Source organism: Corynebacterium sp. HMSC036D02 (genome assembly GCF_001836165.1).
Lineage (GTDB): Bacteria > Actinomycetota > Actinomycetes > Mycobacteriales > Mycobacteriaceae > Corynebacterium.
In genome coordinates, this window is the sequence record NZ_KV827652.1 from 40918 (window position 1) to 62274 (window position 21357).

22 protein-coding genes are annotated in these 21357 nt (G+C 61.7%); 7 read left to right on the forward strand and 15 right to left on the reverse strand.

What is annotated here, in order from left to right:
• Positions 1-76: 76 nt before the first annotated feature.
• The 3 genes from mtrA to HMPREF2743_RS02420 are packed head-to-tail and all read right to left on the reverse strand — an operon-like array spanning position 77 to position 1783.
• The gene (gene mtrA / locus HMPREF2743_RS02410) at positions 77-763 is read right to left on the reverse strand and encodes an MtrAB system response regulator MtrA (protein ID WP_010189192.1); all 687 of its coding nucleotides are present in this window, start codon (positions 761-763) and stop codon (positions 77-79) included.
• A gap of 4 nt (positions 764-767) precedes the next feature.
• A complete protein-coding gene (locus HMPREF2743_RS02415) occupies positions 768-1385 on the reverse strand; it encodes a dTMP kinase (protein WP_070818110.1) in 618 nt (205 codons plus the stop codon).
• A 44-nt stretch (positions 1386-1429) separates the two neighbouring features.
• Positions 1430-1783 (reverse strand): DUF4259 domain-containing protein, encoded by a 354-nt coding sequence (locus HMPREF2743_RS02420; protein WP_070526249.1) that lies wholly within the window; start codon positions 1781-1783, stop codon positions 1430-1432.
• A 369-nt stretch (positions 1784-2152) separates the two neighbouring features.
• On the opposite strand from HMPREF2743_RS02420, the gene HMPREF2743_RS02425 reads away from it, so the two are divergent.
• The gene (locus HMPREF2743_RS02425; RefSeq protein WP_070526252.1) at positions 2153-3100 is read left to right on the forward strand and encodes a DNA-directed RNA polymerase II; all 948 of its coding nucleotides are present in this window, start codon (positions 2153-2155) and stop codon (positions 3098-3100) included.
• A 77-nt stretch (positions 3101-3177) separates the two neighbouring features.
• On the opposite strand, the gene manA is transcribed toward HMPREF2743_RS02425, so the two are convergent.
• Positions 3178-4407 (reverse strand): mannose-6-phosphate isomerase, class I, encoded by a 1230-nt coding sequence (manA, locus tag HMPREF2743_RS02430; protein ID WP_070526254.1) that lies wholly within the window; start codon positions 4405-4407, stop codon positions 3178-3180.
• 9 nt (positions 4408-4416) lie between these two features.
• Positions 4417-5370, reverse strand: a complete 954-nt coding sequence (locus tag HMPREF2743_RS02435) for an exopolyphosphatase (RefSeq protein ID WP_246818714.1) — start codon at positions 5368-5370, stop codon at positions 4417-4419.
• A 29-nt stretch (positions 5371-5399) separates the two neighbouring features.
• Here HMPREF2743_RS02435 and cobA point away from each other — a divergent pair, with 29 nt between their 5' ends.
• A complete protein-coding gene (cobA, locus tag HMPREF2743_RS02440) occupies positions 5400-6155 on the forward strand; it encodes a uroporphyrinogen-III C-methyltransferase (RefSeq protein WP_070818111.1) in 756 nt (251 codons plus the stop codon).
• Here the strand turns inward: cobA and HMPREF2743_RS02445 are convergent.
• From HMPREF2743_RS02445 to HMPREF2743_RS02460, 4 genes are read right to left on the reverse strand one after another with little or no spacing between them, the layout of a single operon-like run.
• Complete coding sequence (locus tag HMPREF2743_RS02445) at positions 6152-7147, reverse strand: sulfite exporter TauE/SafE family protein (RefSeq protein WP_070818112.1); 996 nt, start codon at positions 7145-7147, stop codon at positions 6152-6154. The two genes, cobA and HMPREF2743_RS02445, sit on opposite strands and share 4 nt — an antisense overlap.
• Positions 7140-7832 (reverse strand): sirohydrochlorin chelatase, encoded by a 693-nt coding sequence (locus tag HMPREF2743_RS02450; protein ID WP_070818113.1) that lies wholly within the window; start codon positions 7830-7832, stop codon positions 7140-7142. Before HMPREF2743_RS02450 ends, HMPREF2743_RS02445 begins: the two co-directional genes overlap by 8 nt.
• Before the next feature lie 11 nt (positions 7833-7843).
• Positions 7844-8098 carry a hypothetical protein gene (locus HMPREF2743_RS02455; protein ID WP_010189207.1) on the reverse strand — a complete coding sequence of 85 codons (255 nt, stop codon included), beginning with the start codon at positions 8096-8098 and terminating at the stop codon, positions 7844-7846.
• Positions 8095-9765 carry a nitrite/sulfite reductase gene (locus HMPREF2743_RS02460; protein WP_070517833.1) on the reverse strand — a complete coding sequence of 557 codons (1671 nt, stop codon included), beginning with the start codon at positions 9763-9765 and terminating at the stop codon, positions 8095-8097. Before HMPREF2743_RS02460 ends, HMPREF2743_RS02455 begins: the two co-directional genes overlap by 4 nt.
• 229 nt (positions 9766-9994) lie before the next feature.
• On the opposite strand from HMPREF2743_RS02460, the gene HMPREF2743_RS02465 reads away from it, so the two are divergent.
• Positions 9995-11347, forward strand: coding sequence for an FAD-dependent oxidoreductase (locus HMPREF2743_RS02465; protein WP_070526264.1), 1353 nt, complete (start codon positions 9995-9997; stop codon positions 11345-11347).
• A gap of 197 nt (positions 11348-11544) precedes the next feature.
• On the opposite strand, the gene HMPREF2743_RS02470 is transcribed toward HMPREF2743_RS02465, so the two are convergent.
• A complete protein-coding gene (locus tag HMPREF2743_RS02470) occupies positions 11545-12912 on the reverse strand; it encodes a phosphomannomutase/phosphoglucomutase (RefSeq protein WP_070526267.1) in 1368 nt (455 codons plus the stop codon).
• 105 nt (positions 12913-13017) lie between these two features.
• The gene (locus HMPREF2743_RS02475; RefSeq protein WP_012714896.1) at positions 13018-13461 is read right to left on the reverse strand and encodes a DUF3499 domain-containing protein; all 444 of its coding nucleotides are present in this window, start codon (positions 13459-13461) and stop codon (positions 13018-13020) included.
• A gap of 93 nt (positions 13462-13554) precedes the next feature.
• Between HMPREF2743_RS02475 and HMPREF2743_RS02480 the strand changes: the two genes are divergently transcribed.
• Entirely contained in the window at positions 13555-14025 is a 471-nt protein-coding gene (locus HMPREF2743_RS02480) for a metallopeptidase family protein (protein WP_070526269.1), read from the forward strand.
• A 128-nt stretch (positions 14026-14153) separates the two neighbouring features.
• Here HMPREF2743_RS02480 and HMPREF2743_RS02485 read toward each other — a convergent pair whose 3' ends face one another.
• The 3 genes from HMPREF2743_RS02485 to HMPREF2743_RS02495 all read right to left on the reverse strand — a co-directional run bounded on the left by HMPREF2743_RS02485 (position 14154) and on the right by HMPREF2743_RS02495 (position 16918).
• Positions 14154-14402 carry a WhiB family transcriptional regulator gene (locus HMPREF2743_RS02485; RefSeq protein WP_005528147.1) on the reverse strand — a complete coding sequence of 83 codons (249 nt, stop codon included), beginning with the start codon at positions 14400-14402 and terminating at the stop codon, positions 14154-14156.
• 489 nt (positions 14403-14891) lie between these two features.
• Entirely contained in the window at positions 14892-15986 is a 1095-nt protein-coding gene (locus tag HMPREF2743_RS02490; RefSeq protein WP_010189217.1) for a mannose-1-phosphate guanylyltransferase, read from the reverse strand.
• Positions 15987-16042: 56 nt separating this feature from the next.
• Positions 16043-16918 carry a glycosyltransferase family 2 protein gene (locus HMPREF2743_RS02495; protein WP_070818119.1) on the reverse strand — a complete coding sequence of 292 codons (876 nt, stop codon included), beginning with the start codon at positions 16916-16918 and terminating at the stop codon, positions 16043-16045.
• Positions 16919-17007: 89 nt separating this feature from the next.
• Between HMPREF2743_RS02495 and HMPREF2743_RS02500 the strand changes: the two genes are divergently transcribed.
• The 3 genes from HMPREF2743_RS02500 to HMPREF2743_RS02510 all read left to right on the forward strand — a co-directional run bounded on the left by HMPREF2743_RS02500 (position 17008) and on the right by HMPREF2743_RS02510 (position 20210).
• Positions 17008-18660, forward strand: a complete 1653-nt coding sequence (locus HMPREF2743_RS02500) for an LCP family protein (protein ID WP_210400239.1) — start codon at positions 17008-17010, stop codon at positions 18658-18660.
• Positions 18661-18752: 92 nt separating this feature from the next.
• The gene (locus tag HMPREF2743_RS02505; RefSeq protein ID WP_070818115.1) at positions 18753-19463 is read left to right on the forward strand and encodes a TIGR03089 family protein; all 711 of its coding nucleotides are present in this window, start codon (positions 18753-18755) and stop codon (positions 19461-19463) included.
• A 24-nt stretch (positions 19464-19487) separates the two neighbouring features.
• A complete protein-coding gene (locus tag HMPREF2743_RS02510; protein WP_070818116.1) occupies positions 19488-20210 on the forward strand; it encodes a sulfite exporter TauE/SafE family protein in 723 nt (240 codons plus the stop codon).
• A gap of 88 nt (positions 20211-20298) precedes the next feature.
• On the opposite strand, the gene HMPREF2743_RS02515 is transcribed toward HMPREF2743_RS02510, so the two are convergent.
• Positions 20299-21357: type IV toxin-antitoxin system AbiEi family antitoxin domain-containing protein (locus tag HMPREF2743_RS02515; RefSeq protein WP_246824443.1), on the reverse strand; the 1059-nt coding region annotated here is incomplete at its 5' end.

Genomic DNA, 21357 nt, shown 5'->3' on the forward strand with positions numbered 1-21357 from the left:
TCTGCAGGGACGTGCGCCAGCGCTCGACGACGCCATCCCGGGCTCGCCTTAACCAACCAAAAATAGCGGTAGTCCTTTACTCGGCGACTTTTCCAGTCTTGTATCCCACACCGCGTACCGTGAGCACGATGTGCGGATCCTCTGGGTCATGCTCGATCTTTGCGCGCAGGCGCTGAACATGCACGTTGACCAGGCGAGTATCGGAAGCGTGGCGGTAGCCCCAGACAGATTCGAGCAACGCCTCGCGGGTGTGCACCTGTCCGGGCTTTCGAGCCATTTCCAGCAGGAGGTCGAATTCCAGCGGGGTCAGCGAAATCTCCTCGCCGCCCTTGCGGGTGACGGTGTGCTCGGGGACGTCGATAAGCAGGTCCCCTACCTCGATAATTTCGCCTGTACCTCCGTCAATCCGGCGCAGGCGCGCACGGATGCGGGCGATGAGCTCTTTCGGCTTGAAGGGCTTGGTGATGTAGTCATCCGCCCCTGATTCGAGGCCAAGGACCACATCGACGGTATCGGTCTTTGCGGTGAGCATCACGATGGGCACCGAGGACTCGGTACGGATGGCACGGCAGATATCAACGCCGTTCATGCCCGGAAGCATGAGATCCAACAGGATCAGATCTGGGTCGTGCTCGCGGAAGGCCGGGATGGCCTCATTACCATCGTTGACGGCAATAGGTTCCAGCCCTTCTGCCTCGAGCACGATGGTGAGCATTTCGGCAATTGCCGGGTCATCATCCACGACCAAGATTTTCGGTGCCACTTTATTATTCTCCTACAAGCTCCTTGACAGCTTGGATAATCATATCGGCATCCGCTGTAGCGATCCACTGCCCTGCCCACTGTTGCTCTGCCAAGCGGCGGTAGGCAGACGCCGTGCGTGACTGCAACGCGGCATCGCGCTCATAGCGGTCGCGATTGCGTCCTTCATCCTCGGCTGCACGGGCCACGGCACGCTGGCCGGCAAGGGCAACGTCGGTATCCAAAAAGATCTGCAGTTGCGGCACTGGTAGGCCGAAGCGCTCGAATTCGAGCTCATAAATCCAATCGACGATGAGCTCCCCTCCCACTCGCGCGGAGGAGTACGCGGCGTTGGAGGCCACATAGCGGTCCAAAATAAGCAGAGTATCCGTGGATTCAGCGGCGGCGAGGAGCTGCTCCTTGGCGCCCCGCCGATCCAGCGCAAAGAGCGTGGCCATCCCGTAGACCGAATCGGTGAGGTCACCCATACGCCCGTAGAGTGCCTCCTGCGCGAGCTGAGCATGGATGGAGTCTTCGTAGCGTGGGAAGCTTAAGACTTCGACATCGCAGGCTAGTTCTTCCCGCAAGCGCTGGGTGATGGTGTTTTTACCCGCGCCGTCAATTCCTTCAATACTGATCAGCATGCTTGGTGTATCTGGTGCTCGAGCTGTGTCTAGGAAAGCTGCCTCTACGACAGAGCCTCAATGAAGGGCTCGAGATCATAGTCTTCCTCCACGCTTTCGATGAGCTCGAGGGCATTTTCGTTCAGGTTCTCGCTGCCGGATCCGGCGAGATCCCGGATGAAGGGGTAGTCCTCAACGACCTCCCCGGCGCTGAACGGAGCACCTGCCCAGATGGCGGCGATCGTGGCCGCTGCTAGGGCGTTGCGCTGTTCCTCCTCAGTCTGCGCCTCGCCTGAGACCGCGAGCGCGCAGGCATCATCGACCGCAGCAACGATCTCTTCATCCTCTAGATCAGCCAGTTCATCCAAGAAGTCGACGTTGGCCTCGTCAGCGAAGATGTCTTCATCCCATGAGCTCATTGTTTTCTCCTTAATGCTCTGGTGAATTAGGGGTCTGTGTTCTTTTATCCACGGTTGCCGGTGCGGATTCGCGGGCGGGGCACGCCGCGCAGCCGCTATCTAATCCAATTTCTACCATTCTTTAGGCGCACGTATGCAAGGCTTGGTCCTGCAGTCCCGTTTTATTACAGAGCTACCTATTTACCTTTCCTTCCTCTTTCACATTTCTCTCCTTCTACAGCGCTCCGAATACCGGCTTGCATAAGAAATGCACGGGGATTATTGCCCAGCCCATTTACTATCCTCAGTTTCGTGTTATCGTTGTTACCGTCTTGTGACATTTGAGCAGGCTTTTGCGCAGCATTTTAAGTAGGAAGGAGAGCGCCCCGCATGACGAGCACCCCTCGCCGCATTGTGGCTTTCGTCGTGGTAGGCCTCCTGTGTGCCGTCGCCGTTGGCATCGCAGTGTGGCGCATGAGCGCGCCGGATTCCGTGGTCTCCAAGCCCTCCGCCGCCACCGCTGCGTCGAGCGCTCCGGCCACGTCATCCTCGGCAACGCACTCCTACACCACCACGGCCTCCCCGAGCTCGACGCGCTCCAAGCAGTCCCAGACCCAGGTTGCCGCACCCGCGGAGGACCCGTACTTGGCACCGAATGCCGTAGTAAACCGCACGGAACCGGCTGCACCCACGGCTGTCTACCGCCCTGACAATGTCTCCTCGCTGCAGAACCAACAGCCACAGGTAACCCCGAACACTCAGTACCCGCAAGCGCCGCTCAGCACGGCGCCCACTGCGCCGCCATCCGAGGGTTCCGCTACGACTGCCCCTGAGTCGCCAGCACCGGGTTCTCCTCAGCCGAGCTCAGAGCCGACGCAGCCGCCGACCACACCGGAATCACCGACCGTCGTTCCGCAGGAGAGCCCAACGGAGGACCACCACGCTGGCCCGCAGTCCTCCGGGCAACCTCAGCCACAGCCTGAGGAACCCACTCCCCCGCGATCAGAACCTTCCGACTCCCCTGGAACCTTCAATCCGCGGCCAGCTGGGTTCACCCACGAAGCTCCCGCACCTTATGAGGAGCGGAAGGATCCCGCAGACCCCCGCGAAGCTGGCAAGAAGCCGTGGGAAGGAACCGCCCCACAAGGCGGCAATGGTGTGAAAGCGCTGGGGCGCGAAACCGAAACCCACCGAAGCAACGAGGCTCCCACCCCAGCTGCACCGACGGATGATGCCCCCGTTGCCGAGGAACCTTCTGCAGCAACCCCCTCCGCCACTGCTCCAGCTGAAAGCTCCCCCGAGCCAACTGCCAGACCGGCGTTCACAGAGTCTGCTTAAATTCCCCCATAGCTGCCCAGGCGCAAACAAAGCCTGGGCAGCTCTGCAGTTTTAAGGCTTGCCGCCCCGCCGCGGGCTTAGACGCGGGCGATGAATACCTCAGTGTCCTCGGCACCGGCAGCGCGGACGGTGGCTGCCGGGTCGCTAGCAGGGATCCACGCAGCGTGGCCCGCGCTTAAGCTGAGGCTCTCTCCCTCTGCGTTGCTCAACGCAGCTGCGCCGGAGGTACACAACAGAATCATCGGGCCATCGCTGTCGACGTCGACGCTCTCCTCGCCGGAAAGCTCCACACGGTCCAGCAGGAATTCCTCAATCGGTACCGGATAAGACCATGCCTTAGCACCCTTCACGTTTCCGGTTTCGGAGGCATCCACCAGGTCCACGCGCGGGTCTTCAGCCGCCTCGTAGGTAAGGACCTTGACCAGTTCAGGAACGTCAACGAACTTCGGGGTCAATCCGCCGCGCAGCACGTTATCGGAGTTGGCCATGATCTCCACGCCTAAGCCGGAGACATAGGCATGCAGCTGCCCGGCGTCGAGGTAAATCGCCTCTCCCGGCTGCAGGACAATGTGGTTGAGCAGAAGCGCTCCCAGAACGCCGATATCACCTGGGTACTGTTCATTGAGCTTGGCCACGGTACCCATTACGGTGGCCATCCACGGCTCACCAGCCTGGGCGCTGCGGAGCCGCTCACCAGCGGCCACTACCGCGCTGATCAGCTCCTTGCGCTTGGCGCCAGGAATAGTAATCCACGTGGTAAACAGCGCACGGAGGCTATCGCCTTCGGCGGCTGGATCCGCGTCGAGCATGCCTTCATAGTGCGCTAGTTCTTCGCATTCCAAAGCCGCGAAGAGGCTACGGGTCTGCGCGAGGGGGCGGAAGCCCGCCATGGCATAAAACTCGGTGAGCGCCACGATGAGCTCCGGCTTGTGGTTGTCATCCTTGTAGTTCCGGTTGGCTGCCGTGAGTTCGATTCCCGCCGCGTTCTCACGGGCAAAACCTTCCTCGGCCTGCATCTTCGAAGGATGCGCCTGCAGCGATAGCGGCTCAGCTGCCGCCAGAATCTTCAGCAGGAAGGGCAGGCCGGCGCCGTATTTATCCGCCACCCGCTGCCCCAGCTGTCCTTCGGGGTCGGCCGCGATGATCTCATCCAGCTTCTCCTCCCCAATCGTTGAAGGGTCAGCCGGATGCGCACCGAACCACAGCTCAGCTACCGGGCTGTGGGCTTCTGGTTCGCCGAGCAGCGTCGGGATAAGCGTGCGCGAACCCCACGAATAATTGCGGGCAGCGCTGGTGAGCAACTTCATTGAAATCCTCTATTTCACGTCGTAGGCGGTCGCGGCATAACTGCGCGTAATCAGCTGCAGCGCGCGGGCCAATTCCCCACAGGAGGTGTCGGCGCTCGCTGCTGCGAAAGAGTGGGGAAGGTTCGCCTCTTCCTGTCCCCATAAAACAACTTTCAAGGGTACCAAAGGCTCTTCCGTTTCAAACGGGTCATAGAAGATGTCAGTCGGGTCTGTCTGCAGAATCGGCCCTAAGCCTTCCGCATCAACAACGGTCCCTCCCAGCCCGTGGGCTGCCCACAGCGCGCCAGCCATGCGGGCAACAAGCGCGTCGAGGTGCACGCGCGTGCGCTCCTCCGACAGCGCATAAGGATCGGGCCCACAGCTGTGGATGACTCGCCCGCCCTCTACGAATTCACGCAACGCGCGCCCAGGGTTCGTCGTGGAGTCACGTTGCGGGGATAGTGCTTCCAGCTCACGGTCCACGGCATCGGCGATGTCCTCCACGCGGCGGGAAACGAGAACTGGGTCCTCACTCAGCACCGCGTACACGGCGTGCACAGCTGTAATCACGCGCACCGGGGAAATCCCTTCGGCGGTGGGCAAGGTGTCGATGACGATGGTGTCCTCGGGAGCATCCTCGATCTCATTGAGAAGGACTGTCGTGGCACCCCGGCGCGCAGCAGTATGCAGCGCACGCTCCGCCCACGGGCTATCCCCCGCCACCACCACGACATCGAGTGCACCAGTAAAGTGCGGCAGTGATTCGCTGACCATGATGGGGACTTCAGCGGGCTCGGCTAGGCCCACAGCAACATGCGCGGCGGCGCGCGAAATCTGATCCGCGGCCAAGATGACGAGGCTGCGCGGGCGCAGCCCACCCAGGAGCCGGGCCAGCTCCGGCACGGATGCAGCCACCACGCGCGCTTGGGCGCCTTCGTGGGCGATGTCAAAGAAGCCCACGGTTTCGGGGTCATAGGAAGTCATAGGCCCGAGCATAGCTAGGATTAGTGGCCATGAGCATTCATCCGGTAGTCCTTGTCGGCGGCGGCCCCGGCGCGTGGGATCTGATCACCGTGCGTGGCATGCGGGCGCTGCAGGATGCTGAGGTCATCGTGGCAGATCACCTCGGCCCTACCGCCCAGCTGGATAAGCTGTGCGATATTGACGCCAAGGAGCTTATCGACGTCTCCAAGATCCCCTACCGCGCCCAGGTGGCCCAGGAGCGCATCAACGAGATTTTGGTTGACAACGCCCGCCAGGGGCGCCGCGTGGTCCGCCTCAAAGGTGGGGACCCTTATGTGTTTGGGCGTGGTTTCGAAGAACTCACTGCGCTCACTGCGGCAGGCATCCCGGTGGAAGTCGTCCCCGGGGTGACTTCGGCGGTCGCGGTGCCCGCACTGGCGGGGACGCCGGTGACGCACCGCGGCGTCGTCCATGCCTTCACGGTGGTCTCCGGACACCTGCCGCCAGGCCATCCCAAGTCTTTGGTGGATTGGGCAGCACTGGCACGTTCCGGGGCTACCTTGTCCGTCATCATGGGTGTCAAGAACGCGGCCGCTATCGCCGCCGCGCTGATCGACGCCTCCCTCTCCCCCCACACCCCCGTGCGCATCATTCAGGAAGGCTCCCTCGATGGCGAGCGAGCATTCCAGTGCGAGTTGGCTGAGCTAGGGGCCACGATGGAAGAAAACTCGGTGGCTCCCCCTGCGGTCATCGTCATCGGTGAGGTTGCCGGGCTCGAGCCCCGAGTTCTAGTCAACTCCTTCTAATCAACTCTGACGCGCTCTTCCTCGGATTCCGCGGAGCTGCCTGCATGGGCGCCCTCGCGGCCAGTCGGCTCCGTCGTTTCGACGACACGGCTGCCAGTGCGCTGCTGCGAAGTGCTATCCCCCTCCTCGCCCTGTGCGGATCGAGCCCGGCGTTGGTTCGCCCATACCGTGAGAGCAACTCCGAGGACCAGCGCAGCGACCTGCAGAAGAAGGATCTGCTGATGCGCCAGCGCCCACCCTAGGGCCTTAGGAATGTTGAGCGTCACGATAGCCGTGCCCACGAAGCCGCCAAGGAGCGTGGGGTTGATGCGCGAGATGAGCCACGCTGCAATCGGTGCGGTGATGACTCCGCCGATAAGCAACGCTACAACCGCGGCAGCGTTAGCCACGATCTCTTCCCAGAGGCCAACGATGAAGCCTGCCGTGGCTCCAAAAGTAACGAGGAATTCTGCGGTGTTAACAGTGCCGACGATGCGCCGCGGCTGCTCGCGGCCGACCGCCATGAGCGTCGAGGTGGAAATCGGCCCCCAGCCACCGCCGCCCGAAGCATCGACAAAGCCTCCCACCACGCCAAGCCCCGCGAGGAGGGGAGTGGAGTGCTGTCGAGTCTCCTGCGATGTGCTGCTCCGTGGGCGCGAGAAGCGCCAGACGAGGTTGATGCCTAGGACTAAGAGAATCGCGGAGGTCACGGGTTCGGCGGCCTCGAGCGAGAGGTTAGACAGAATCGTCGCTCCGATGAAGGCCGACAGGCCTCCCGGCACACCGAGCTTGAGCACCGTGGGCCAATGCACATTGCCAAAACGCCAGTGGCTAATTCCGGAGACCAAGGTGGTGCCTAGCTCCGATGTGTGCACCACGGCGGAGGCCGTCGCGGGCCCCAATCCCGCCAGTAGCAGGATGGTGGTGGAGGTAACGCCGAAGCCCATGCCGATGCCGCCGTCGACAAGCTGCGCGGCGGCACCCGCAATCGCGATGAGGATGAGGCTACGCATGGGCCACCTCCGTATAACGGTGGGAAACAATGCCGGCGAGTGCCTCACCCAGCGGAGGGAGAACCTGCCGGGGCTCCCCGCCGCCGTGCTCCGCCTCCTCGTCGAGGCGATCTAAAAGCAGCCCCGGGCTCACAAAGAGTGGCACGACGACCTCCTGATTGCCATCTGGCTCAACGGGCTGGCACTCACCGCGCGTGGCGTAGGCAACCTTCGCCGTGCAACCGGCCAGCTCGCCGACGCGTCGCGCTAGATCAGCGACAGCGGCGTTGGCACGCTCATCGGAGGAGCCGACAGAATAGAGGACAACGGTATCTGTTCCCTCTGGAACTCGCTCTGCCAGCAGACGCGCCATGTCCTCGCCGGTACCGAGTCCACGGGCTTGGTGAAGGCGCACTCCCGACGCCGCAGAAGCCTGGGCCAAAGCTTCAGGAACGTCGATGCGCTGGTGGTAGCCCTCGGTAAAGAGCAAAGGCACAACGACCGCCTCGCGTATTCCTTGCGCTGCTAGGCAGCGCGCCGCCTCATCGAGTGGCGGGTCATTGAATTCTAAGTGTGCGGCGGTGGCCGGCACACCAGCAAGCTCACCAGCGGCATGGGTCAGCGCCATAACGTTTGCTGCAGCTTCGGGGTGGCGTGAGCCGTGTGACAGGGTTAGTAATGCAGTGGTAGCGGTCGGGGCGGTCATGGTGGGTTTCCTTAATCCTGAGTTTTCGCGGTGGAATGGCCGCGGCGAGCGAGAGAGCGCTGCAGCGCCTCCGCGGAGGAGACCGCCGGCGCGGGCGCTACGGGGGCATCGTCTTGGCCGTGGAAGCGTACGGAAAAGATGCGGAGGCATTCTTCGCACTTCCAGGCAAAATCATCTTCCTCATCTGGAAATAGGTTTGTTCCGGCGCAGTAGGGGCAAAAGGCTGGGTGGTTACGGTTCGGGTTAGGCTGACGACGAAAATTCACTGCAGGTCCTCCTCGTCCGCGCGCAGGACCCAGTGGCGGAACTGCTCGCCGTCTTCGCGCTGCTCCTTGTACTTGTTGACCAAGCGAATGACATAGTCCGGGACCTCATCCGCCACCACCTTGTGTCCGCGCAGCTTGCGGCCCCAGTCCGGGGAGAGGCCAAGAGCGCCGCCAAGGTGGACCTGGAAACCCTCGACACGGTTGCCATCAGCATCGGTCACGATCTGCCCTTTAAGGCCGATATCTGATACCTGCGAGCGCGCGCAGGCATTGGGGCAACCGTTGAGGGCGATAGAAATCGGGACGTCGAGGTCACCGAGGGTATCTTCCAGGATGTCGACGAGCTCGATGGCGCGGGCCTTGGTGGTCACGTGCGCGAGCTTACAAAATTCCAGGCCGGTGCAGGAGATGACGCCGCGACGGAATTCCGAGGGCTGGGAGTACAGGCCCGTCTCATCCAGGGCGCGCGACAGCGCAGGGATGTCCTCTTCTTCCACGTCGAGGAAGAGCAGCTCCTTCATCGGCGTCGTGCGGATGCGGCTGATGCCGAACTTCTCGGCCACGTCCGCGATGGCGATGAGCTGCTCGCCGGTGGCATGCCCGACGGTGGGCTTGACGCCCACGTAAAACTTTCCGTCCTGCTGGCGGTGCACGCCGAGATGGTCACGGTTGCCGGGAGCGACGGGAAGCGGGAGGCCGTCGAGAAGCGGTGCGTCGAGGTATTCCTCTTCCAGTACCTTTCGGAATTTCTCAATGCCCCACTGCGCCACCAGGAACTTCAGGCGCGCACGGTTGCGGTTGCGGCGGAAGCCATAGTCGCGGAAGATGCGTGCGACTCCAGCCCACACCTCTGGGACGCGCTCGAGCGGGATCCACGCGCCGAGGGATTGCGAGAGCATCGGGTTGGTGGACAGACCTCCGCCCACGAAGCAATCGAAACCCGGGCCATACTCGGGATGCTCCGTACCAACGAAGGCGACATCCTGAATCTCGTGGGTCACGTCCTGACGCACATTTCCGGAGATGGCGGACTTGAACTTGCGCGGAAGGTTATGGAATTCATCGCGCAGGAGGTAGTCATTCTTGATCTCCTCGATGGCCGGGGTGGCGTCGATAATTTCGTCAGCAGCCACTCCCGCTACCGGTGAGCCCAGGATGACACGGGGGACGTCGCCGCAGCCCAGTAGAGTATCTAGCCCCACGGAGCGCAGCTTTTCCCAGATGGCGGGGACATCTTCAATCTGAATCCAATGCAGCTGGATGTTCTGGCGGTCCGTAAAGTCCGCGGTAGAGCGCGCATAATCGCGCGAAATCTCTCCCACCGCGCGCAGCTTAGCGGGATCCGCGTGGCCGCCATCGAAGCGCACGCGCATCATGAAGTACTCATCCTGTAGCTCGGTGTTGCTGAGCTTGGAGGTCATCTCACCGCCTAAGTTCTGGTTGCGCTGGGTATACAGGCCCAACCACTTGAAACGTGGGGCGAGGTCCTCTGCGGGAATCGAGGAAAATCCTTGCTTGGAGTAGATATCGATAACGCGCTGGCGCACTGCTAGGGCATCATCGGCCTGCTTAATCTCCTCGTCGGAGTTCAGCGGCGCGGTGCCATCAATCTTCCACTGGCCTTCTGGCTTCTTTGCGCGGGGTGGTCGCTTCGTCGCGGTGGTCATAATCTGCTGCCTTTCGTCGGTTAGTGAAAACCTACCGGTCTAGCTAAAACAGACAAAGCAGTCTTTTTTATTTTCTCCCGAATATGCAAAGCACGCTGGGTTTATGCCACAATGTTCTCCGAATGTAATTAGGCCCAGTTGCCCTACAGCAGACAAGCCGGTTCAATGAAACCCACGCTTGTTTAGACCTAAGCTTTCGTTAGTTACTACAACATTCCGAAAGGCCATCATGACCCAGCAGCCCCTGAAAGTAGCCGTCATCGGCGCCGGCCCAGCCGGCATCTACGCCTCCGACATCCTGGTGAAGAAAACCGGCGGCAACGTTCAGATCGATCTCATCGAGCAGATGCCCGCCCCCTTCGGGCTCATCCGCTACGGCGTGGCTCCGGACCACCCGCGCATTAAAGGCATCGTCAACTCTTTGCACCGTGTGCTCGACACCGAGCAGATTCGCCTTCTCTCCAACATCAACGTGGGCCGCGATGTCACCGTCTCCGAGCTCGAGGAGTACTACGACGCCATCGTCTTCGCCACCGGCGCCGTCGGCGACCTAGGCATGCAGATCCCCGGCTCTGACCTCGAAGGCATTCATGGCGCCGGCGAATTCGTTGGCTTCTACGACGGCAACCCTCGTTTCGAGCGCTCCTGGGATCTTTCCGCTACCGACGTCGCGGTGATCGGCGTGGGCAACGTGGGCCTGGACGTGGCCCGCATCCTGGCCAAGACCGGCGATGAGCTCAAGGAATCCACCGAGATTCCCGACAACGTCTATGAGTCCCTGGCCAAGAACCAGGCCACCACCGTGCGCGTCTTCGGCCGCCGCGGTCCGGCGCAGGCGAAATTCACCCCGCTGGAGCTCAAGGAGCTCGACCACTCCCCGACCATCAACGTGGTGGTGGACCCGGAGGACATCGACTACGACGAGGCCTCCCTCAAGGCCCGCGAAGAGGCCAAGTCCTGCGACCTGGTGTGCCAGACTCTGGAAGGCTACGCCATCCGCGAGCCCAAGGATGCCCCGCACACCCTGCAGATTCACCTCTTCGAGCAGCCGGTGGAGTTCATCGGTGAAAACGGCAAGGTTACCGCCGTGAAGACCGAGCGCACCGCACTCAACGGCGATGGCTCCGTCTCCGGCACCGGCAAGTTCACCGAGTGGCCGGCCCAGGCCGTCTACCTGGCCGTGGGCTACCGCTCTGATGCCATCGAGGGCGTGCCCTTCAATAAGCAGAAGAACGTCATCAATAACGACGGCGGCCACGTCGTTGACCTCGACGGTGAGGTCGTGCCGGGCCTCTACACCACCGGCTGGATCAAGCGCGGTCCGGTGGGCCTTATCGGCAACACCAAGTCCGATGCCACGGAGACCATCGGCATGCTGCTTGCCGACGCCGAAGCAGGCAACCTCTCCCACTCCCGCGAGGAGGACATCGTCGAGCTCTTCGAGTCCAAGGGCCTGGAGCACCTGACCTGGGAGGGCTGGAAGAAGCTCGACGCCGCCGAGCGCGCACTGGGTGAGGCCGAGGGTCGCGAGCGCAAGAAGTTCGTCGAGTGGGAAGAGATGGTCAACCACTCGCGCGGCTAGTCCGCTGTTTCAAGGCGGGGCCCCATGGCCCAGCCCCTCAGCCCAGCCTCCACGGCCAAGCTGGGTCTTCCCCAACTACAACTGCCCTATCTGACGAAGTTATCGCTCCCGCCGCAATGAACGCGGGGGAAATCGTCAGATAGGGCAGTTTTCGCCTCAAGTCTCAAGGCCTTCGTGTGAAGGCACATGCCTTCACGCTAGGCGCGGATGATGGCAAGCACCTCGTCGACGATGGCCTGCACCTCTTCGGCAGTTTTGGCCTCAACGTTGAGGCGCAGCAGCGGCTCGGTGTTAGAGGCGCGAACGTTGAACCACGCATCGGTGCCCTTCAGCTGTACGGTCACGCCATCGAGCTCGTCGACGGACTCAATCTTGTCCGCCAGCTCATCCAACACGCGCTGCGTCGTGGCCTTCTGGTCATCCACAGTGGAGTTGATCTCACCCGAAGCCTCGTAGCGCGAGTACTGCGCCATGAGCTCGCTCAGCGGCTTGTCCTGTTCACCCAGGGCCGCCAGTACGTGCATGGCCGCGAGCATGCCGGAGTCCGCATTCCAGAACTCCTGGAAGTAGTAGTGAGCGGAGTGCTCGCCGCCAAAGACCGCCTTCTCCTTGGCCATCTGGGCCTTGATGAAGGAATGGCCCACGCGGGTACGAACGGCCTTGCCGCCCTTTTCCGCGATGAGCTCCGGAACGGTCTTGGAAGTAATCAGGTTATGGATGACGGTGGCACCAGGGAACTTGTCCAGGTAGCGCTCCGTCACCAGCGCACAAATAGCGGAAGGCGGCACCGGCTGGCCCTTCTCATCCACCACGAAGCAACGATCCGCATCACCGTCGAAGGCAAGGCCGATATCCGCCTTCTGCTCAACGGTGAACTTCTGCAGGTCCACCAGGTTCTTCGGATCCAGCGGGTTGGCCTCGTGGTTAGGGAAGGTACCGTCCAGCTCAAAGTAGAGGTCACGCACGTCGAAAGGCAGCCCCTCGAAGACCGCCGGGACGGTGTGCCCACCCATGCCGTTCGCGGCGTCGACAGCCACGACCAGTGGGCGGGAGTTCTCCAGCGGCACCAGGCCGCGCAGGAATGCCGCGTAGTCCGGCAGAACCTCGCGCTCGGTCACGGTGCCCGGCTCGCCATCGAAGGCCGGGGTGCCGTCAATCAGCATGTCCTTGATCTGCTCCAGACCGGTCTCCTGTCCCACCGGAACAGCACCCGCGCGGCAGAGCTTGATGCCGTTGTACTTAGCCGGGTTGTGAGAGGCGGTGAACATAGCGCCCGCACAATTCAGGTGGCCGGCAGCGAAATACAGCTCATCGGTCGAGGTCAAGCCGAGCTGAATGACGTTGAGGCCCTGCGCGGCAGCGCCCTCAGCAAAGGCGGCGGCCAGCTGCGGGGAGGACGGACGCATGTCGTGGCCCACTGCCACGGTGGTCTCCCCTTCCCCGCGGAGGATGGCGGCGTAGGCCGCGCCAGTATCGCGCACGAGGTTTTCGTCGATGTCCTCGCCCACAACACCACGGACGTCATAGGCCTTGATCACTGCATTGAGCTGTTCACGAGTTCGCATAGCCCACAAGCATACCCCCGTCGGACGCGAGCTACCGCGTCCGACGGGCCAAAAAGCGTCCGACGGACCAGTCAGTGTCCGACGGGCTAGAAAGCGCCCGAGTGGCTACTCTGCGTCCGGAACCACCGTCAGGTGAGCGCGGCGACGCTGGCGGGCATCGTGGACGCGGCGGGTTCGGAACACGGGGTGGTTCGAATTTCGCGGATCCGCGCCGTCGAAAGTAGCGGAATAGTCAATGGGATCGGCGCCGGAACCGGCAGTGGAATCATCCACCAAGCCAGTGGTCACGCGCCCGGCCTCCCGGACCGCCTCGGCGAGAGCTGTAAGGTCATCATCCTCATCGAGCTCGATGCGGTCAACGCGCACCATTTCCCATCCTTGCGGGGCGGTAATTCGTGCGCTGTGCTTTTCGCACAGATCCCAGGCATGGGGATCGGTTTCTTCGGAGAGCGGGCCCACGACGGCGGTTTGCTGCGCATAGGCGTAGGTCAACGTCGCCACGGCGGGACGGCCGCAGCCGGGGCGGGAGCAATGGCGAGAGCTATTCACGGGCCCAAGTCTAAACCCTAACTTGAGATTTAGATAGTTCAGCGCGGCGCGTCTCGCCACGAGCCCGCCTCGAAGCGGCTTAGACTAAGCCGCATGACCACGCCCCGCCCGCATATTCGCCCGGCCCGCCACCGCCATGGCCGTGGTGCCCGCGGGCCGCTGTTGCCGCAGAATACGCCGCGCTACCGCAGCAGCGCCGAGCGCTTCGACATGGCCGTGCTCGAGGCCTACTCCCCCATTCACAATGCCTTTGCCGAGCAGCTCACCGGGCTCGATCTCGCCGTTGATACCGTGCCCCGCATGCGCCTCTCAGCTGATATGACTGTGTTGCCGGATGAAATCATCGCGGATGGCCCCGTTCCGCTCGGGCGCATTGTCCCGGCGGGCGTTGATTCCGAAGGGCAGCCCACGCGCGCCCGGCTCGTCATTTTCCGCATGCCCGTGGAGGAGCGCGTGCACTCCGCGCAGGAGCGTGAAGAGCTACTGTCCACAGTGTTGACCGCTCTGGTTGCCAATTACCTCAACGTCGATCCCGGTGATATCGATCCGCGTTTTACTTGGTAAAGGCTAGGGGTGCGGAGCGACCCTGCCTTAAAACCACTACTCCCCCTCACCGCCGAGACCCGAGCCGAATGACATAGGACTGTGCAGTGAGGGGGAGTACTGGTGCTAGTTAGTAGCTGCTTTGAGCTCTAACCAATCTCACGCTTGAGGCGGCGACGCTCACGGTCCGAAAGCCCGCCCCAGATACCGAAGCGCTCGTCATGCTCCAAGGCATACTCGAGGCATTCATCACGCACCGCGCAGGCCTGGCAGATGCGCTTGGCCTCGCGGGTAGAGCCTCCCTTTTCCGGGAAGAATGCTTCTGGATCCGTCTGGGCGCACAGCGCCTGGTCTTGCCACTCCTGCTCGACGGCACCAAAGAGTTCATCGAGCGACATCTCTGCAGCAGCACCGCCACGGAGAATAGCGCTGTTATTCGTTGTATTGTCCACGCCGCTTCCTTTCTCCGAGGTCGTTTCTCTCTTGATTCGATGGCACCGACCCTACACCGAAAAGATTTTTCGGTGCCGTGCCCGCCGTGCCGTTGATTACACTGATGTCATTTCACACCGAATCACTAAATATCGTCAACCTGTCGCGGGAGATTTTTCGGCGGCTCCAGCGAAAACGCTGTACAGCATCCTCAACTTTCACATCCGTCACAGATTACCTATCTAGGGGGCAATCATCGGGGGTACTACATGTAGTGGCCACCCCCAACCCTGTGAACAATTCTAAGGTTGCTTCGGCGTGTCGCCACCCAGTTAGGCAAAACACATGGATCTCAATCGCACCATGAAAACCATGCGTCACGCCCAAAAGATATGGAAAGCACCGAGAAGGTTCCTTCCTCCTCGGTGCCTTGTCCTCCTTTTACGGCGCAGCGCTTAGGCGTCGGAACTAAAACGCACGCCCGCGTCCGGAATGCTCACGCCCGGGAAGACGCGCATGCCACCCTGCAGCTCACAGCGCGCACCAATGATTGCACCCTCGCCAATAACGCAGTTATCGATGTGCGCATTCGCACCGATGTGGGCACCCGAGGCAATGATGGAGTTGTTGATGATGGCACCCGGCTCAATGGTCGCACCATCGAAGACCACCGTGCCATCCAAACGCGAACCCGCCCCAATGACGGAACCGCGGCCCACCGCCGTACCGGACAGAAGGAGCACACCACCGGCAATACCCGCAGACTCATCCACCACGGACTCACCCGTGCGGCCGACCAACAGCGGCGAATGCGCAATACCACGCACCAGATCAGAAGAACCGCGGACGAAATCATCCGGACGGCCCATATCGCGCCAGTAGGAATTATCCACGTGTCCGACCACAAGGCGGCCCGACTCCAGCAGCTGCGGGAAAGTCTCACGCTCCACGGAAACCACACGGCCAGCCGGAATGGTCTCAATAACATCCTTCTTGAACACGTAGCAGCCAGCGTTAATCTGGTTCGTCGGCGGATCCTCGGTCTTCTCCAAAAAGGCCGTCACCCGGCCTTCAGAATCCGTCGGAACGCAACCAAAGGCGCGGGGATCAGCAACGTTGAGCAGGTGCATCGTCACGTCCGCGTCCTTGGAGTGGTGCGTATCGAGAATGCCGTTGAGATCCATTCCGGACAAAACGTCACCGTTGAACACCATGACCGTATCCTGGCGCAGCTTGTCATAGACATTGCGGATACCGCCACCAGTGCCCAGAGCGGTCTCCTCCACCACGTACTCAATCTCCAGGCCCAGCTCGGAGCCGTCCCCGAAGTACTCCTCGAAGACCTCTGCCTTGTAGGAAGTAGAGAGCACCACGTGCTCGATTCCTGCTTCCTTGATACGCGCAAGCAGGTGCTGCAGGAATGGGTAGTTGGCCGTGGGCAACATCGGCTTCGGCGTGCCAATCGTCAGCGGGCGCAGACGAGTGCCGCGACCTCCCACCAGAATGACGGCATCGGCCGTCGATCCCCACTGGGGCGCTGATTCAGTCATATCGTTCCTTAATCTCTTATCAGATAAGCCACCGTTAGTGTATAAGCGCCCCAGCCCTAGGAGCCGTCGCGGCACGCGCTTAAAACCAGCCCGCGCACCCGCAATCCCAGCCACAAAGCCGCGCGCAGTGGCGCTTGGTACCAGTGCGGGTGCCTATCCGCTTGGAAGCGATAGGCAGAATCATGGTGGGCACGCAGCATCGCGCCGCGATGGGCCTGCGTCGAATGGCCCTTGGCGTGAGTAATCACCGCCGTGGGACAAAAGATATTCCGCCAGCCGGCGCGAGTGAAGCGGTCGCCTAAGTCCACGTCCTCCAAATACATGAAGTAACGCTCATCAAAGCCACCGATCTGCTCAAAAGCCTCCCATCGCACCAGCAGGCAGGAACCGGATAGCCAGCCGGCGGGGCGCTCGCTGTCCATGTCGGCATCATCGCGGTAGGCACGCGACCACGGATTGGAAGGCCAGATCGTGCCAAAGAGCGCATGTCCCACACCCGTCAACAACGTCGGCACCGCGCGCGCAGAGGGATAGTTGCTGCCATCCGGCTCCACGATGCGCGGCCCCACCGCCGCGGCATCTGGGTGGCGGCGCGCGCACGCGATCAGCTCATCCAGAGAACCTTCGCTAAACGTCACATCCGGGTTAGCAATGAGAAAGAACTCTTCATCGACGCCTTTCGCTCGAGCGAAACGCGCGCCGGCATTCATTCCGGCGCCATAGCCAAGGTTTCCCCCAGTATCGAGGAATTCCACGTCCGCGTGCTCCCGCGCGGCAGCTTCCGGCACCCCATCGGTCGAGCCGTTATCGGCGAGGATGGTGAGGGTAGGCAGGGACGTCGCCAAGCGCAGCGATGACAAGAAATCACTGAGGTAACGGCCAGGAGAAAAGGTCACGGTGACCACGGCCAGGGGTTTCTGTATATTCTTCACGATGAATTTGAGCGTACCCAACGCCAGCGCGCGCACGCGCCCGCGACACTGCTTCACGTTTTTGCAGCGAGCTCACCTAAACTAGTCCCGTGACTTCCCCGAACTCCCCGCGCGCCGCCCGCCATATCCAGGCCGCGCCCTCGCAGTCCGCGCCCACCGCCCAACGAGGATCGACGCCGGTGAAAGCCGTCCTCGCATTCCTGTCGGCCGTCGTCCTCGTGCTCTCTGGCGTGGGCTACTTCACCGTGGGAAAGCTGGGAAATGATATTTCCTCCGCCTCCAACCTGGCACTGGGTAACCAGGGTGGTTTCAAGGACAACAGTCTCGATGGCGCGGTCGATATCTTGCTCGTGGGCAAGGACTCCCGCACCGATGCCAAGGGCAATCCGCTTTCCGAACAGGAGCTGGCAGATCTGCATGCCGGCGTGGACGAAGGAGAGGAAAACACGGACACCATCATGGTGATCCGTATTCCCAACGATGGCTCGCGCGCCACGGCAGTATCCATTCCGCGCGATACCTATGTCCACGACGAAGACTTCGGTAACACGAAGATCAACGCCGTCTTTGCGCAACACAAGCTAGCCAAGATGGAGGAGCTGCAGCAGGACAACGCGGAGGCTGAGGCAGCGGGCGAGAAGGCACCTCACACGGACAAGGAGATCGAGAAGGAAAGCACGGAAGCCGGCCGTTCTGGTCTCATTTCGATGGTGCACCAACTCACTGATGTCAGCGTTGATCACTACGCTGAGGTGGGTTTGCTGGGCTTCGTGCTGCTTACCGACGCCGTCGGGGGCGTCGACGTCTGCCTCAACGACGCCGTCGATGATCCGATGTCGGGCGCCAAGTTCCCGGCCGGGCGCCAGACCTTGCAGGGCTCCGAGGGCCTGTCCTTCGTGCGTCAGCGCTATGATCTCCCGCGCGGTGACCTTGACCGCATCGTGCGCCAGCAGGCTTACATGGCATCGCTGACCTCGAAGGTGCTGGACTCGGGCACGTTGACGTCCCCGGGCAAACTCAACAAGATCGCCGATGCCGTGGAGCGCTCCGTGGTCATCGATGACGGTTGGGACATCATGGGCTTCGTTACCCAGCTGGCTGGGCTGGCCGGCGGCAACGTGACCTTTACGACGATCCCGGTGACCTCCATTACCGGCGTGGGTGATTATGGCGAATCGGTGGTGACCATCGATACCGCGGAGGTACATCGCTTCATGGAGGATCTGGCCAAGTCCCAGGAAAAGGCCGAAGAAGACGAAAAGTCTGAGGATGCCGCCACGGACGAGGGCAACGACAATGGCGAAAAGCCCGTGGCTGAGGACCTCAATCTGCACGTCCTCAACGCCGGCAACGTCGACGGAATGGCCGGCGGAATCGGCGCATGGCTGAAGAACGTGGGCTACACCGTGGAGCGCACGGCCAATGCGCAGTCGGGCCTGTATACCGAGTCCCAGATTGTGGCTGCGGATGCTAACGATGAGCGCGCCCTGGCCCTAGCCGAGCAGCTCGGCGGACTGCCGGTCACGGCCAACGAGGAGCTCGAGCCGGATACCTTCATCGTGGTGGCCACTGATGATTACGCCGGCCCGAAGGATGATTCCGCACAGGAAGAAGAGGCTGCTGCGGAGCCTGACCAAGGCGGTGAAACCCAGCAGGTAGGTACCCCGGGCGATGACTTCGGTACCGCGGAGGTTTCGCCTGAGATCGACGCCGGCGGCGACGGCCCGCGCTGCGTCAACTAAACGTGCCGCGAGTGAAGCTCGCCGCGCGCCCAAAGGCCTAGTCACCGGCCGTTCGTGGCGGGCTGAGCGCCTGCCACCTACGATGGGCGGACATGGAACTCCTACAGCATCTCCTGTCCGCCGATGCCTCTGCTCCCCGGCTCAGTGTTTATAACGAAACTGACGGCACCCGCATGGACTTCTCGGCGCAAACGCTGGAGAACTGGACCTCCAAGATCGCCAACATGCTGCTGGAGGAGCTCGACCTCGAACCGGACACGGACTCCCGTATCCTCATTGACCTTCCGGTGTCCTGGCAGGCTGCCGTCATTGCGCTTGGGGCGCTAGCCGCCGGCATCCCCTTCGACGTAACAGACGGTGCGGCCGCTACCGAGCCGCACGCCGACGAAATCGCCGTGGTTTTCACCTCTCCGGAGGCCTACCTCAAGGCTGCGGCGGACGCGGGCGCCGGCTCTGCATCAGCACCGCTGGTCGATACGGTGCTAGTCACCCAGGATCCTTTTGGCCGCGGCGTTGTCGAAAGCGGCGGCGAGCTGCCACTGGGCACCATCGATTTCGGCCCCACCGTGCGCTTTTATGGCGATCACTTCTATGGCACCACTACCCCGCTACCGGAGCTTTTCCCCACCGAGTTGGGCGCTGAGCGCGTGCTTTCCCAAGGCTGGACGGACAGCGCCTCCTTCCAGCGGGCCGTCCTTGAACCACTGGCTGCGGGCGGCTCCGCCGTCATTGTGGCGGGCCTGTGCTCGGCCGACCGCTTGGAGGAAATCGCGGCCAACGAGAAGGTCACCGTCCGCTCCTAAAGCTTGTCGTGAGATAGTAGAGCAATGTTCAGCTGGCTCTATATCTTCATCGGCGTGCTCATCCTCGTGGGCACAATCTGCCAGGGCACCATCGGATTTGGGCTGGGCACCATCGCCACCCCAATCTTGGCGCTGATCAAGCCGGAGCTGGTTCCCACGCTCATCCTCCTGCTGGCATTCGTCATTTCAACCACGACGATGCTCAAGTCACGCTCGGCAGTGTCGTGGGACATTGTGGCCATTTCCTCCATCGCGCGCATCCCCGGCTCGCTCGCGGGCGCGTGGGCAATTGCCTCCCTCTCCCACCGCGGGCTCTCCTTATTCATCGGCTGCGCCGTCATCTTCGCCATGACCTTGTCCAGCCTCGGCTGGTCACCCAAACGCACCACCGCCAACATTGCTGTCGCGGGTGCTGCTTCCGGGTTTCTGGGCACGTCGACGTCCATCGGTGGCCCGCCCATGGCGCTGGTGCTTAAAGGCTATGACCCAGCCCGCATACGCGGAACCTTGTCGGGCACCTTCATTATCGGCTGCACCATCTCACTAGCCATCTTGGGATTGAGCGGGCAAATCACCAGCCTGCAGCTCACCGCCGCCGCGGCCTACCTGCCGATAGCCATCCTGGGCCTCATTGCCGCCGGCTACCTCAACCGTTTCATCAACGCCACGGTGCTCAACCGCATTGTCCTCGTCGTAGCTATCAGCGCGGCCTTGGCTCTCATTGTTGAGGGGCTGGTTGCTGCCTAACGACCGCGTCCTACTGCCAGGACCACGCTCCACACTGCCCGTTCTGCCAAAGTTATCGCCGCTGATTCAAGATCTGGCAATAACTTCGTCATCTAGGGCAGTTGGGCGGCTGCGGGAAGCCGGGTGGTTCCGGGTAATCAGGCGGTAAATACCCCAAGTGCTCGCTGTATTCCCATGGCTTTGGCTTGGGTGGCAGCACGCCCTCATGCCAGAAGCCGATGAACTTGAAGTAGCGCTTCCCAAAGTCTGGATTCCTGGCATTAGCTATCTGGTCGATGACATAGTCCAGATGATGAGCCACGCAATGACCAGTGTAGCGCAGCGTTAACCACCCAATCAGAGCACCTTCGTTGTTCTTCCAGTGGTCCCGCAACCATGACTCTTGCTGGGAATGGAATTTCATCCCGTTGATTTCTACCGCAACCTTGAGCTCTGGGAGCACGATGTCCCAGGTGTAGTGGCCGATTACAACGTTGCACTCGACTTTGAGCCCACGCCTTTTCAATCCCTTGGCCACCTTGACCTCCGCACCGGAATCCGTAAACAATGCGGCTTGCTCCAGCATCCGTTGGCTAGCAACAGGGGTGACATTGAGTGCTTCGCGGTGACTATCCAAGCGAGCACGCCCCGCCTTCGAGGAATAAATGGATTCGAAGACGCGAATCCCCAGCTCAGGACTCACTGTCTTCATGGCGACAAGTGGATTAAGAATCCGGATCCCAGACGAGGTAACAAAGCTTTCGATGCTCACCCGCGAGTGCACATAAAAAGTCGATGCCGGCATTCTCTCCACGCTGGCAAGCCGCAGTGGAAAAGCGACAGGTGCGCCAAGGAGTACCTGGGCAGCCGTTGTACCTGTCGCCTTGAGGAATGGCCGGTGATCCTGCAGCAGCTTCAAAAGCTCTAATGGCTCGGGCCGGCCCCAGACGTAGAGCCCCTTGGCGATCCTAGTAATCTCCCCTCGGCGCACACGAGTTGCAAGCGCACCTTTTGATAGGCCACGCACAATGCCATGGTTCATGTCATTTCCCCCCGGAAAGTAGGCCTCCACGCTAACATGGCGCCCCGCCACATGCCGAGCAACTGCCCGTTCTGCCAAAGTTATAGCCTCTGATTCAGGCGAGTTCAGGCGGTGAATGCATCTATA